Origin of the sequence: Citrobacter sp. RHBSTW-01044, from assembly GCF_013781945.1 — a bacterium.
Taxonomy (GTDB): Bacteria; Pseudomonadota; Gammaproteobacteria; order Enterobacterales; family Enterobacteriaceae; genus Citrobacter; species Citrobacter braakii.
Map to the genome: position 1 here is coordinate 1,565,183 of NZ_CP056180.1, position 13,156 is coordinate 1,578,338.

Annotated in this window: 12 protein-coding genes; 10 read left to right on the forward strand and 2 right to left on the reverse strand. The window is 55.0% G+C overall.

All coding sequences use genetic code 11. From position 1 onward, the window contains the following. Nucleotides 1–65 precede the first annotated feature (65 nt). From nuoG to nuoN, 8 genes are all read left to right on the forward strand, one after another. Nucleotides 66–2,792 (forward strand): NADH-quinone oxidoreductase subunit NuoG, encoded by a 2,727-nt coding sequence (gene nuoG, locus HV352_RS07590; protein WP_137367495.1) that lies wholly within the window; start codon nucleotides 66–68, stop codon nucleotides 2,790–2,792. After that, on the forward strand, nucleotides 2,789–3,766 hold the full coding sequence (gene nuoH, locus HV352_RS07595; protein WP_016153834.1) for an NADH-quinone oxidoreductase subunit NuoH: 978 nt from the start codon (nucleotides 2,789–2,791) through the stop codon (nucleotides 3,764–3,766). The genes nuoG and nuoH overlap by 4 nt, the downstream gene beginning before the upstream one ends. A 14-nt stretch (nucleotides 3,767–3,780) precedes the next feature. Continuing rightward, the gene (gene nuoI, locus HV352_RS07600) at nucleotides 3,781–4,323 is read left to right on the forward strand and encodes an NADH-quinone oxidoreductase subunit NuoI (RefSeq protein ID WP_005129470.1); all 543 of its coding nucleotides are present in this window, start codon (nucleotides 3,781–3,783) and stop codon (nucleotides 4,321–4,323) included. Nucleotides 4,324–4,334: 11 nt separating this feature from the next. Then, the gene (gene nuoJ, locus HV352_RS07605; RefSeq protein ID WP_016153833.1) at nucleotides 4,335–4,889 is read left to right on the forward strand and encodes an NADH-quinone oxidoreductase subunit J; all 555 of its coding nucleotides are present in this window, start codon (nucleotides 4,335–4,337) and stop codon (nucleotides 4,887–4,889) included. Beyond that, nucleotides 4,886–5,188, forward strand: a complete 303-nt coding sequence (gene nuoK / locus HV352_RS07610; RefSeq protein ID WP_006683663.1) for an NADH-quinone oxidoreductase subunit NuoK — start codon at nucleotides 4,886–4,888, stop codon at nucleotides 5,186–5,188. Before nuoJ ends, nuoK begins: the two co-directional genes overlap by 4 nt. Beyond that, on the forward strand, nucleotides 5,185–7,026 hold the full coding sequence (nuoL, locus tag HV352_RS07615) for an NADH-quinone oxidoreductase subunit L (protein WP_016153832.1): 1,842 nt from the start codon (nucleotides 5,185–5,187) through the stop codon (nucleotides 7,024–7,026). Before nuoK ends, nuoL begins: the two co-directional genes overlap by 4 nt. Before the next feature lie 76 nt (nucleotides 7,027–7,102). Continuing rightward, nucleotides 7,103–8,632 (forward strand): NADH-quinone oxidoreductase subunit M, encoded by a 1,530-nt coding sequence (gene nuoM / locus HV352_RS07620; protein WP_016153831.1) that lies wholly within the window; start codon nucleotides 7,103–7,105, stop codon nucleotides 8,630–8,632. 6 nt (nucleotides 8,633–8,638) lie between these two features. Then, a complete protein-coding gene (gene nuoN / locus HV352_RS07625; protein ID WP_181635314.1) occupies nucleotides 8,639–10,096 on the forward strand; it encodes an NADH-quinone oxidoreductase subunit NuoN in 1,458 nt (485 codons plus the stop codon). A gap of 92 nt (nucleotides 10,097–10,188) precedes the next feature. On the opposite strand, the gene HV352_RS07630 is transcribed toward nuoN, so the two are convergent. After that, nucleotides 10,189–11,193 (reverse strand): chemotaxis protein, encoded by a 1,005-nt coding sequence (locus tag HV352_RS07630; RefSeq protein WP_016157041.1) that lies wholly within the window; start codon nucleotides 11,191–11,193, stop codon nucleotides 10,189–10,191. 64 nt (nucleotides 11,194–11,257) lie between these two features. Further along, nucleotides 11,258–12,175, reverse strand: coding sequence for a ribonuclease BN (rbn, locus tag HV352_RS07635; RefSeq protein ID WP_029139612.1), 918 nt, complete (start codon nucleotides 12,173–12,175; stop codon nucleotides 11,258–11,260). Nucleotides 12,176–12,242: 67 nt separating this feature from the next. Here rbn and HV352_RS07640 point away from each other — a divergent pair, with 67 nt between their 5' ends. Both HV352_RS07640 and elaB read left to right on the forward strand, forming a co-directional pair. Next, nucleotides 12,243–12,704: a GNAT family N-acetyltransferase gene (locus HV352_RS07640; RefSeq protein ID WP_181635315.1), complete on the forward strand. Its 462-nt coding sequence runs from the start codon at nucleotides 12,243–12,245 to the stop codon at nucleotides 12,702–12,704. Between the two features lie 63 nt (nucleotides 12,705–12,767). Next, nucleotides 12,768–13,073: a stress response protein ElaB gene (gene elaB, locus HV352_RS07645; protein ID WP_003027683.1), complete on the forward strand. Its 306-nt coding sequence runs from the start codon at nucleotides 12,768–12,770 to the stop codon at nucleotides 13,071–13,073. Nucleotides 13,074–13,156: the final 83 nt, after the last annotated feature.

The window sequence follows — 13,156 nt, forward strand, 5'->3', positions numbered from 1 at the left end:
GAATCGCGATCAGAAATTCGATTAACGCTCGGTTTTAGACCGAGCCAACTGGAAGCATGCTGACTATGGCTACGATTCATGTAGACGGCAAAGAATATGAGGTCAACGGAGCGGACAACCTGCTGGAAGCTTGTCTGTCTCTCGGCCTTGATATTCCGTACTTTTGCTGGCACCCGGCGCTGGGAAGCGTCGGTGCTTGCCGCCAGTGTGCGGTGAAGCAATATCAAAACGCGGAAGACACGCGTGGTCGCCTGGTGATGTCTTGTATGACACCGGCCACCGAAGGCACCTTTATTTCAATTGATGACGAAGAAGCGAAGCAGTTCCGCGAAAGCGTAGTGGAGTGGTTGATGACTAACCACCCGCACGACTGTCCGGTCTGTGAAGAGGGCGGTAACTGCCACCTTCAGGATATGACCGTCATGACCGGTCATAGCTTCCGTCGCTACCGCTTCACGAAGCGTACTCACCGCAACCAGGACCTGGGGCCGTTCATCTCTCACGAAATGAACCGCTGCATCGCCTGCTATCGCTGCGTACGTTACTACAAAGATTACGCCGATGGTGCGGATCTGGGCGTCTATGGCGCACATGACAACGTCTACTTTGGTCGTCCGGAAGACGGTACGCTCGAAAGCGAATTCTCCGGTAACCTGGTGGAAATTTGCCCGACCGGCGTCTTCACCGATAAAACGCACTCCGAGCGTTATAACCGTAAATGGGACATGCAGTTTGCGCCGAGCATCTGCCAGCAGTGTTCTATCGGTTGTAACATCAGCCCGGGCGAGCGCTACGGTGAACTGCGTCGTATCGAAAACCGCTACAACGGTACCGTTAACCACTACTTCCTCTGCGACCGTGGTCGTTTTGGCTATGGTTACGTGAACCTGAAAGACCGTCCGCGTCAGCCGGTACAGCGTCGTGGCGATGACCTGATCACGCTGAACGCCGAACAGGCGATGCAGGGCGCGGCAGATATTCTGCGTCAGTCGAAGAAAGTGATTGGTATCGGCTCCCCGCGTGCCAGCGTTGAAAGTAACTTCGCGCTGCGTGAACTGGTCGGTGCGGATAACTTCTATACCGGTATTGCCCAGGGCGAGCAGGAACGTCTGCAACTGGCTCTGAGCGTGCTGCGTGACGGCGGTATTCATACCCCGGCACTGCGCGAAATCGAGTCATACGATGCGGTTCTGGTCCTGGGCGAAGATGTCACCCAAACCGGCGCGCGCGTTGCGCTGGCAGTGCGTCAGGCGGTGAAAGGTAAAGCGCGTGAAATGGCGGCGGCGCAGAAAGTGGCCGACTGGCAGATTGCGGCAATCCTCAACATTGGCCAGCGCGCCAAGCATCCGCTGTTCGTTACCAACGTCGATAACACCCGTCTGGATGATATCGCGGCATGGACCTACCGTGCGCCGGTTGAAGATCAGGCGCGTTTAGGTTTCGCGATCGCCCATGCGCTGGATAACAACGCACCGGCGGTTGACGGTATCGACCGTGACCTGCAGAACAAAATTGACGTCATCGTTCAGGCTCTGGCCGGGGCGAAGAAACCACTGATTATTTCCGGTACCAACGCCGGTAGCGCCGACGTGATTCAGGCTGCTGCCAACGTGGCGAAGGCGCTGAAAGGCCGTGGCGCAGACGTCGGGATCACCATGATTGCTCGCTCTGTCAACAGTATGGGGCTGGGTATGATTGGCGGTGGTTCCCTCGACGACGCGCTGACCGAACTGGAAACAGGTCGTGCTGACGCCGTTGTGGTGTTGGAAAATGACCTGCATCGCCATGCTTCAGCAACGCGTGTGAACGCCGCGCTGGCGAAAGCGCCGCTGGTACTGGTCGTTGACCATCAGCGCACGGCTATTATGGAAAACGCCCATCTGGTGCTTTCCGCCGCTAGCTTCGCTGAAAGCGATGGTACGGTAATTAACAACGAAGGGCGCGCCCAGCGTTTCTTCCAGGTCTATGACCCATCCTACTACGACAGCAACACCGTAATGCTGGAAAGCTGGCGCTGGCTGCACTCGCTGCACAGTACCGTGCAGAGTCGTGAAGTGGACTGGACGCAGCTCGACCATGTTATCGACGCGGTCGTTGAGAAGTTACCGCAGTTGGCGGGTATTAAAGATGCCGCGCCGGATGCAAGCTTCCGTATCCGTGGACAGAAACTGGCACGTGAACCGCACCGCTACAGTGGCCGTACCGCAATGCGCGCCAACATCAGCGTCCACGAACCGCGTCAGCCGCAGGACAAAGACACCATGTTCGCTTTCTCTATGGAAGGGAACAACCAGCCGTCTGCGCCGCGTTCACAAATTCCGTTTGCCTGGGCTCCGGGCTGGAACTCCCCACAGGCGTGGAACAAGTTCCAGGATGAAGTGGGCGGTAAACTGCGTCATGGCGATCCGGGCGTGCGTCTGATCGAAGCTTCTGCAGATGGTCTGGATTACTTCACAACCGTTCCGGCGAGCTTCCAGGCTCAGGATGGTCAGTGGCGTGTCGCGCCTTACTATCATCTGTTTGGTAGTGACGAAATGTCCCAGCGTGCGCCTGTCTTCCAGACCCGTATGCCGCAACCGTACATCAAACTCAACCCGGCTGATGCCGCGAAGTTGGGTGTGAATGTCGGTACGCGCGTTTCTTTCAGCTACGATGGCAACACGGTTACGCTGCCGGTTGAAATCGCTGAAGGATTAACGGCAGGGCAGGTTGGTTTGCCAATGGGTATGCCTGGCATCGCGCCGGTTCTGGCTGGTGCACGTCTTGAGGATCTGCAGGAGGCACAACAATGAGTTGGATTACACCCGATCTGATTGAGATCCTGCTGAGCGTTCTCAAAGCGGTCGTGATTCTGCTGGTGGTGGTCACCTGCGGGGCATTCATGAGCTTTGGCGAACGTCGTCTGCTCGGTCTGTTCCAGAACCGTTACGGACCGAACCGTGTTGGCTGGGGCGGTTCGCTCCAGCTGGTTGCGGACATGATCAAGATGTTCTTTAAAGAAGACTGGATCCCGAAATTCTCGGATCGCGTCATCTTTACCCTGGCACCGATGATCGCCTTCACCTCGCTGCTGCTGGCTTTCGCCATCGTGCCGGTGAGCCCGAACTGGGTGGTTGCAGATCTGAACATCGGGATCCTGTTCTTCCTGATGATGGCAGGCCTCGCGGTATACGCGGTGCTGTTCGCAGGCTGGTCCAGTAACAACAAATACTCGCTGCTCGGTGCGATGCGTGCGTCTGCGCAGACGTTGAGCTACGAAGTATTCCTCGGACTTTCCCTGATGGGCGTGGTGGCGCAGGCCGGTTCATTTAACATGACCGACATCGTCAACAACCAGGCTGATATCTGGAACGTTATTCCGCAGTTCTTTGGTTTTGTCACCTTTGCCATCGCGGGCGTGGCGGTGTGTCACCGTCACCCGTTTGACCAGCCAGAAGCCGAGCAGGAACTGGCCGACGGTTACCACATTGAATACTCCGGTATGAAATTCGGTCTGTTCTTCGTGGGTGAGTACATCGGCATCGTCACCATTTCTGCACTGATGGTTACCCTGTTCTTCGGTGGCTGGCATGGTCCGTTCTTACCGCCATTCGTCTGGTTCGCGCTGAAAACCGCGTTCTTCATGATGATGTTCATTTTGATTCGTGCGTCGTTACCGCGTCCTCGTTATGACCAGGTAATGTCCTTCGGCTGGAAAGTCTGTCTGCCGCTGACGCTCGTCAACTTGCTGGTAACGGCGGCTGTCATTCTCTGGCAGGCGCAATAAGGGACACAAAGACCATGACCTTAAAAGAATTGTTAGTAGGTTTCGGCACCCAGGTACGCAGTATCTGGATGATCGGCCTGCATGCGTTCGCGAAACGCGAAACGCAGATGTACCCGGAAGAGCCGGTCTATCTCCCGCCCCGTTTTCGTGGTCGTATCGTTCTGACCCGTGACCCGGACGGCGAAGAGCGCTGCGTTGCCTGTAACCTGTGTGCGGTAGCGTGTCCGGTAGGCTGTATCTCTTTGCAAAAAGCAGAGACCAAAGACGGCCGCTGGTATCCGGAGTTTTTCCGCATTAACTTCTCACGCTGCATTTTCTGCGGCCTGTGCGAAGAAGCCTGTCCGACAACGGCTATTCAGCTGACTCCAGATTTCGAGCTGGGTGAGTACAAGCGCCAGGACCTGGTTTACGAGAAAGAGGATCTGCTGATCTCCGGTCCGGGTAAATACCCGGAATATAACTTCTACCGGATGGCAGGTATGGCAATCGACGGCAAAGATAAGGGCGAAGCAGAGAACGAAGCCAAGCCTATCGACGTCAAGAGCCTGTTACCGTAAGGAGAGGGGCAATGGAGTTCGCTTTTTATATCTGTGGCCTGATAGCCATTCTCGCAACCTTGCGGGTGATCACCCATACCAATCCGGTACACGCACTGCTGTACCTGATTATTTCGCTGCTGGCGATTTCCGGGGTGTTCTTCTCGTTAGGTGCTTACTTCGCGGGGGCGCTGGAAATAATCGTCTACGCGGGCGCCATCATGGTGTTGTTCGTGTTTGTGGTCATGATGCTCAACCTCGGTGGTTCTGAAATTGAACAGGAACGCCAGTGGCTGAAACCGCAGGTGTGGATTGGACCGGCGATTCTGTCGGCCATCATGCTGGCGGTTATTGTTTATGCCATTCTGGGTGTTAACGATCAGGGCATCGACGGGACGCCAATTAGCGCGAAAGCTGTCGGTATTTCCCTGTTCGGACCGTATGTACTGGCGGTCGAGCTGGCTTCGATGCTGCTGCTGGCAGGTCTGGTTGTAGCCTTCCACGTAGGGCGCGAAGAGCGTTCTGGTGAAGTGCTGAGCAATCGCACCGATGACCGCGCGAAAAGAAAAACGGAGGAGCACGCATGATCCCCTTACAACATGGACTGATCCTCGCGGCTGTTTTATTCGTACTGGGCTTAACCGGTCTGGTTATCCGCCGCAATCTGCTGTTTATGCTGATCGGGCTGGAAATCATGATTAACGCCTCCGCGCTGGCCTTCGTGGTCGCCGGAAGCTACTGGGGCCAGACCGATGGTCAGGTGATGTATATTCTCGCCATCAGCCTTGCGGCTGCGGAAGCGAGCATTGGACTTGCGCTGTTGCTGCAACTTCATCGCCGTCGCCAGAACCTGAACATCGATTCAGTAAGTGAGATGCGTGGATGAACATGCTTGCCTTAACCATTATTCTGCCATTTATTGGCTTTGTATTACTGGCGTTCTCTCGCGGTCGTTGGTCAGAAAATCTGTCCGCCACCGTGGGCGTCGGGTCGATTGGCCTGGCGGCGCTGGTGACCGCGTTTGTTGGCGTTGACTTCTTTGCTAATGGTCAACAGGCCTACAGCCAGCCGCTGTGGACGTGGATGTCTGTCGGTGACTTCAATATCGGTTTTAACCTGGTGCTGGACGGCCTGTCGCTGACCATGCTCAGTGTGGTGACCGGTGTGGGTTTCCTGATCCACATGTTCGCCTCCTGGTATATGCGCGGTGAAGAGGGATACTCCCGTTTCTTCGCCTACACCAACCTGTTTATCGCTAGCATGGTGGTTCTGGTACTGGCGGATAACCTGCTGCTGATGTACCTCGGCTGGGAAGGCGTGGGCCTGTGCTCCTATCTGCTGATCGGTTTCTATTACACCGATCCGAAGAATGGCGCTGCGGCAATGAAAGCCTTCGTCGTGACCCGTGTGGGTGACGTGTTCCTCGCCTTCGCATTGTTTATCCTCTACAACGAGCTGGGTACGCTGAACTTCCGCGAAATGGTGGAACTGGCGCCTGCTCACTTTGCAGATGGTAACAACATGCTGATGTGGGCAACCCTGATGCTGCTGGGCGGTGCGGTGGGTAAATCCGCGCAGCTGCCGTTGCAGACATGGCTTGCTGACGCGATGGCAGGTCCGACGCCTGTCTCCGCGCTGATCCACGCTGCGACGATGGTTACCGCCGGTGTCTACCTGATTGCACGTACTCACGGCCTGTTCCTGATGACGCCGGAAATCCTGCATCTGGTGGGGATTATCGGGGCTATCACTCTGGTACTGGCTGGTTTTGCCGCGCTGGTACAGACCGACATTAAACGCGTTCTCGCGTACTCCACCATGAGCCAGATTGGTTATATGTTCCTGGCTCTCGGGGTTCAGGCGTGGGACGCGGCGATTTTCCACCTGATGACGCACGCCTTCTTTAAAGCGCTGCTGTTCCTGGCATCCGGCTCGGTTATCCTGGCCTGTCACCACGAACAGAACATCTTCAAGATGGGCGGTCTGCGTAAGTCTATTCCGCTGGTGTATCTCTGCTTCCTGATCGGTGGCGCGGCGCTGTCGGCTCTGCCGCTGATTACCGCAGGCTTCTTCAGTAAGGATGAGATTCTGGCCGGTGCGATGGCGAACGGTCATATCAATCTGATGGTTGCAGGTCTGGTCGGTGCGTTCATGACCTCTCTGTACACCTTCCGTATGATTTTCATCGTGTTCCACGGTAAAGAGCAAATTCACGCTCACGCAGGGAAGGGGATTACACATCATCTGCCGCTGATTGTGCTGATGATCCTGTCCACCTTCGTTGGCGCACTGATTGTGCCACCGCTGCAGGGTGTACTGCCTGCGACGACCGAGCTTGAGCATGGTCGCGTGATGACCCTGGAAATTACCTCCGGTATCGTCGCGATTGCAGGCATTCTGATCGCTGCATGGCTGTGGCTGGGTAAACGTACGCTGGTGACGTCGATTGCCAACAGTGCGCCAGGCCGTCTGCTGGGTACCTGGTGGTATAACGCCTGGGGCTTCGACTGGCTGTACGACAAAGTGTTCGTCAAGCCGTTCCTGGGCGTTGCATGGCTGCTGAAACGCGATCCGCTGAACGCAATGATGAACATTCCGGCGATCCTTTCCCGCTTTGCAGGTAAAGGCCTGTTGTTAAGCGAGAACGGCTATCTGCGTTGGTATGTAGCATCAATGAGCATCGGTGCCGTCGTTGTGCTGGCTCTGTTGATGGTACTGCGTTGATCGTAAAGTGAATTTTATCCAAATTCGTTGAAAATCAGGCCTCTATTAGGGGCCTTAAAAAGGAATAAAAATCGCCATGTTACTACCCTGGCTAATATTGATTCCCTTTATCGGTGGCTTCCTGTGCTGGCAGACCGAACGCTTTGGCGTGAAGGTGCCGCGTTGGATCGCGCTGATTACCATGGGACTGACGCTGGCGCTTGGCCTGCAACTTTGGTTGCAGGGCGGCTATTCACTGACGCAATCCACTGGCATTCCGCAGTGGCAGTCTGAGTTTGTCCTGCCGTGGATCCCACGCTTTGGCATCTCGATTCATCTTGCTATCGACGGTCTGTCGCTGCTGATGGTGGTGCTGACCGGCCTGCTCGGTGTTCTGGCGGTACTTTGCTCCTGGAATGAAATCGAAAAATACCAGGGCTTTTTCCACCTGAACCTGATGTGGATCTTAGGCGGCGTAATCGGCGTGTTCCTTGCCATCGACATGTTCCTGTTCTTCTTCTTCTGGGAAATGATGCTGGTGCCGATGTACTTCCTGATCGCGCTATGGGGGCATAAAGCCTCTGACGGTAAAACGCGTATCACGGCAGCAACCAAGTTCTTCATTTATACCCAGGCGAGTGGTCTGGTGATGTTGATTGCCATCCTGGCGCTGGTATTTGTGCACTACAAAGCGACCGGCGTGTGGACTTTCAACTATGAAGAATTGCTGAATACTCCGATGTCCCACGGCGTGGAATACCTGCTGATGCTGGGCTTTTTCATCGCTTTCGCGGTGAAAATGCCGGTGGTTCCGCTGCACGGCTGGTTGCCGGATGCTCACTCCCAGGCACCGACCGCAGGTTCCGTTGACCTGGCAGGTATCTTGCTGAAAACCGCAGCCTACGGTCTGCTGCGCTTCTCCCTGCCGCTGTTCCCGAATGCGTCAGCGGAGTTTGCACCTATCGCAATGTGGCTTGGCGTCATCGGCATCTTCTACGGCGCGTGGATGGCCTTTAATCAGTACGACATCAAACGTCTGATTGCTTACACCTCCGTATCCCACATGGGCTTCGTACTGATTGCTATCTACACCGGCAGCCAGCTGGCATACCAGGGTGCGGTGATTCAGATGATCGCGCACGGCCTGTCCGCAGCCGGTCTGTTCATCCTGTGTGGTCAGCTGTACGAACGTCTGCACACGCGTGATATGCGTATGATGGGCGGCCTGTGGGGCAAAATGAAATGGTTGCCTGCGCTGTCAATGTTCTTCGCAGTGTGTACGCTGGGTATGCCGGGTACAGGTAACTTCGTTGGCGAATTTATGATTCTGTTCGGCAGCTACCAGGTGGTTCCGGTTATTACCGTGATCTCGACATTTGGTCTGGTGTTTGCTTCTGTTTACTCGCTGGCGATGCTGCATCGCGCTTACTTCGGTAAGGCGAAGAGCCAGATTGCCAGTGTTGAACTGCCAGGGATGTCGCTGCGTGAGCTGTTTATCATCCTGTTGCTGGTCGTGCTTCTGGTACTGCTTGGCTTCTATCCGCAGCCGATTCTGGATACCTCGCATTCTGCGATGAGCAACATCCAGCAGTGGTTTGTTAATTCCGTTACTACTACAAGGCCGTAAATCGCCATGACAATAACTCCACAACACCTGATTGCGCTGCTACCGCTGCTGATCGTCGGCTTGACGGTGGTGGTTGTGATGCTCTCCATTGCGTGGCGACGCAATCACTTCCTCAATGCCACGCTGTCGGTCATTGGGCTTAACGCCGCACTGGTTTCGCTCTGGTTTGTTGGCCAGGCGGGCGCTATGGACGTCACCCCGCTGATGCGGGTTGACGGTTTCGCCATGCTCTACACTGGGCTGGTGCTGCTGGCGAGTCTTGCCACCTGTACCTTCGCTTACCCGTGGCTGGAAGGCTACGACGACAACCGGGAAGAGTTCTATCTGCTGGTGCTGATTGCCGCGCTCGGCGGTATTCTGCTGGCTAACGCTAACCATCTGGCGGCGCTGTTCCTTGGTATTGAGCTTATCTCTCTGCCGCTGTTTGGTCTGGTTGGCTATGCGTTCCGTCAGAAACGTTCGCTGGAAGCCAGTATCAAATACACCATTCTGTCTGCCGCAGCGTCTTCCTTCCTGCTGTTTGGTATGGCGCTGGTGTACGCGCAGTCTGGCAACCTGTCGTTTGTTGCGCTCGGTAAGAGCCTCGGCGACGGTATGCTGCAAGAAACGCTGCTGCTGGCGGGCTTCGGTCTGATGATTGTTGGCCTCGGCTTTAAACTCTCGCTGGTTCCATTCCACCTGTGGACGCCAGACGTATACCAGGGCGCTCCGGCTCCGGTTTCCACCTTCCTGGCGACGGCGAGCAAAATCGCTATCTTCGGCGTGGTGATGCGTCTGTTCCTGTACGCACCGGTAGGTGATAGCGAAGCGGTACGGATCGTGCTGGGTGTGATTGCCTTTGCTTCTATTATCTTCGGTAACCTGATGGCGCTGAGCCAGACCAACATCAAACGTCTGCTTGGTTACTCTTCTATCTCTCACCTTGGTTACCTGCTGGTGGCGCTGATTGCCCTGCAGAGCGGCGAGATGTCGATGGAAGCGGTTGGCGTTTACCTGGCCGGTTATCTGTTCAGCAGCCTCGGTGCGTTCGGTGTGGTCAGCCTGATGTCCAGCCCGTACCGCGGCCCGGATGCAGACTCTCTGTTCTCCTACCGTGGTCTGTTCTGGCATCGTCCGATTCTTGCCGCGGTGATGACGGTGATGATGCTGTCTCTGGCGGGTATTCCGATGACGCTGGGCTTTATCGGTAAGTTCTACGTACTGGCGGTGGGTGTGCAGGCTAATCTGTGGTGGCTGGTTGCCGCCGTGGTGGTGGGTTCCGCGATTGGTTTGTACTACTACCTGCGCGTTGCCGTGAGCCTGTATCTGAGCGCACCGCAGCAACTGAATCGCGATGCGCCGTCCAACTGGCAGTACAGCGCGGGCGGTATCGTGGTGCTGATTTCTGCTCTACTGGTACTGGTGCTGGGTATCTACCCGCAACCGTTGATCAGCATCGTGCAGTTAGCGGCTCCGTTGATGTAATTCGCCATGCTGTGATCGAAAAAGAGTCTGGACAATGTCCAGACTCTTTTTTTTACCTGTCTATACTCGTCATACTTCAAGTTGCTGGAGCGTCAGGCCGAAAGTTGACGGCTCACCAGCGGGCCGCTGATGCCTTTCGCTGTGCGATCCATCACTTCCTGAATGACTGAAGACAGCTCATTGACTTCGAATTTGGCCACGTAACCATCTGCTTTCACTCGGCGTACGTGATCTTCATTGGCGCTACCGGAAAGTGAGGAGTGGATAACGACCGGGATCTTCTTCAGGCGTTCGTCGGTTTTTATCTTACGGGTAAGCGTAAAACCGTCCATCTCCGGCATTTCCAGATCGGTGAGCACCAGCGCAATCTTCTCGCTGATTGGTTTACCTTCCGCTTCTGCTTCTTCAGATAGCTGTTGTATCTTTTCCCACGCATCCTGGCCCGTCACATGCATCAAGTGTGGGATCTCCATGGCGTTAAGCCCTTTTTCCAGCATCGCGCGAGCCACTTTGGAATCATCAGCCACAATCGCCACCGCACCCGGCGTAATGTTGAACTTATTGGTTTTCAGCTCTGTTGCGCGCAGGTCGTGGTTCGACGGTACGATGTCGTACAGGATCTGTTCGACATCGAGCACCAGCGCCAGATTGTTAGTCTCTTTGTTGTCGTCCAGACAGGCGATACTGGTAATGTAGCGACCATTGACGGCTTTCTCGGCGGTATGCACTTGTTGCCAGTCCAGACGCATAATGTTTTCTACCGACTCCACCGCAAACGCCTGAACGCTGCGGGCATATTCCGTGATCAACAGGATGTTGAGTCCGGTCTCTGGCTTACAGCCCGCGACGGCAGGCAGATCAATCACCGGGATCACCTGATCGCGAATGTTAACCATACCCAGCAACGGGGCTTTCATACCTGCGGGACGCGTAAAGGTCGGCATCGGTACGATTTCACGCAGTTTGAATACGTTGATGCCAAACAGTTCTGATTTCTGCTCCTCGACGGATTTGCCAAGGCGAAACAGCAGCAGTTCAAAACGGTTAGACAGGGTTAGGTTTGTCCTGTCATCAATATCTTTCTGGAAATTGTTCATCCTGTCCTCAGTGTGAAAGCCAGCCTTTCCACTGTTATCGGCACTGAGGCGGAAAAATGGAGCATTAAACGGTGAAAATGGCGAAATCGTGAGCCAGTTCAGTGTCTGGAAATATCGCTTTGCACTCTTCGAGTAACCGCTGACAGCCTTTTTCATCGTAGCGTGAGCTAACGTGGGTCATGATCAGGCGTCCCACTCCGGCCTCAAGCGCCAGCTGGGCGGCTTGTCGGGTCGAGCTGTGACCGCGGCTGTTGGCTTTTTCCTCCATTGAGGAGTCCAGTGTGGTTTCATGTACCATCACATCCACACCGCGTGCCAGTTCAATGGCGGACGCGCAAGGTCCTGTGTCGCCGAAAATAGCCACAGATTTTCCTCTGGTGGCAGGGCCGAGAAAAACGGCGCCGTTAATCGCTCGACCATCCTCCAGCACGATGGTTTTCCCGGCTTTCAAATCCTGGAACCACGGGCCCGCTTTAACACCAGCCGCCTTCAAGGCGCTGGCGTCAAGTGCCCCCGGTTTGTCGTGCTCTTCAACACGAAAACCGTAGCACTCCAGCGGATGCTCCAGCGGGTACGCCGTTACTTTACGCAGGCCGTCATCGACAATTTCACCCGCGGTGATTTCGACAATATTCAGCGGATAATCGGTCCAGGAGCCGCTCAAACGCAAAGCCGTTTCGGTAAACTCTCGCAACCCCTTTGGTCCGTAAAGCGTCAGTGGCTGGACGTTCCCGGCCATTGAGCGACTGCACAGCAGCCCCGGTAAACCAAACAGGTGATCGCCGTGTAGATGGCTGATAAAAATACGCTCGAGTTTTCCAGGGTTAAATGGCGTGGTCAGCATCTGATGTTGCGTTCCTTCACCACAATCGAAAAGCCACAGCCCCGCCTGAGTCGGGTGTTGCAGATTCAGTAAAATTGCCGTTACATTGCGTGAGCGCGTGGGGACTCCCGCAGACGTGCCTAAAAATAGTAATTCCATCTTCGCGTTACACTTTTCGCCATCAATAAGGCAGGGTGTTCAGGTTATCACAACAAAGGGGCAGACTATGATTCACTGGCAAGATCTCCACCATGCAAAGCTCAATACACAGCAGCTGTACGCCATTCTTGAGCTTCGCTGTGCGGTATTTGTTGTTGAGCAACGGTGTCCGTATCAGGATGTGGATGGTGATGACCTGAGTGGTGAAAACCGGCACATTCTGGGTTGGCATAACGATGAACTGGTGGCGTATGCGAGGATTCTGAAAAGCGATGATGAGCTTGAGCCGGTCGTCATTGGGCGGGTGATCGTAAGCGAAGCGCTGCGGGGTGAAAAATTGGGGCAACAGCTAATGACTCAGACGCTGGCCTCCTGTACGCAGCATTGGCCGCACAAGGCGCTGTATCTGGGGGCGCAGGCACATTTGCAGTCATTCTATGCGCGCTTTGGCTTTGTGCCGGTCACGGATATCTATGACGAAGACGGTATTCCACACGTCGGAATGGCGCGGGAAGCATATCAGGCGTAAACAGGCGCAAACACGCCTGATTGTCTATAGTTAGCGGGTACGTCAATAGAAAGGGAGAATAAAATGTCTTTTCATTCTTATGAATCACGTATCGATGACGATCTGGAATTATTGAGTGAAACGCTGGAGGAGGTGCTGCGTTCTTCCGGCGATCCAGCCGATCAAAAATACCTTGAGTTAAAAGCGCGGGCAGAGCGGGCGTTAGAAGAGGTGAGAAATCGCGTCAGCCACGCCTCTGACAGCTACTATTACCGCGCGAAGAAAGCCGTTTGCCGGGCGGATGATTATGTGCATGAAAAACCCTGGCGCGGAATCGGCGTTGGTGCCACGGTCGGTTTAGTGATGGGATTATTGTTAGCACGGCGATAAATTCCATTCCGTCAGCGCATTTGTACGTACTCCCTAACTGGGGGTACTGCTTTTTCTGCTCAGTACCCCGTATAATGTGAGGT

Coding starts and splice junctions, on each gene's coding strand:
- nuoL (WP_016153832.1), top strand. CDS start 5,185: ATGAACATGCTTGCCTTAACCATTATTCTGCCATTTATTGGCTTTGTA.
- nuoG (WP_137367495.1), top strand. CDS start 66: ATGGCTACGATTCATGTAGACGGCAAAGAATATGAGGTCAACGGAGCG.
- HV352_RS07640 (WP_181635315.1), top strand. CDS start 12,243: ATGATTCACTGGCAAGATCTCCACCATGCAAAGCTCAATACACAGCAG.
- nuoI (WP_005129470.1), top strand. CDS start 3,781: ATGACCTTAAAAGAATTGTTAGTAGGTTTCGGCACCCAGGTACGCAGT.
- rbn (WP_029139612.1), bottom strand. CDS start 12,175: ATGGAATTACTATTTTTAGGCACGTCTGCGGGAGTCCCCACGCGCTCA.
- nuoM (WP_016153831.1), top strand. CDS start 7,103: ATGTTACTACCCTGGCTAATATTGATTCCCTTTATCGGTGGCTTCCTG.
- nuoN (WP_181635314.1), top strand. CDS start 8,639: ATGACAATAACTCCACAACACCTGATTGCGCTGCTACCGCTGCTGATC.
- nuoK (WP_006683663.1), top strand. CDS start 4,886: ATGATCCCCTTACAACATGGACTGATCCTCGCGGCTGTTTTATTCGTA.
- elaB (WP_003027683.1), top strand. CDS start 12,768: ATGTCTTTTCATTCTTATGAATCACGTATCGATGACGATCTGGAATTA.
- HV352_RS07630 (WP_016157041.1), bottom strand. CDS start 11,193: ATGAACAATTTCCAGAAAGATATTGATGACAGGACAAACCTAACCCTG.
- nuoJ (WP_016153833.1), top strand. CDS start 4,335: ATGGAGTTCGCTTTTTATATCTGTGGCCTGATAGCCATTCTCGCAACC.
- nuoH (WP_016153834.1), top strand. CDS start 2,789: ATGAGTTGGATTACACCCGATCTGATTGAGATCCTGCTGAGCGTTCTC.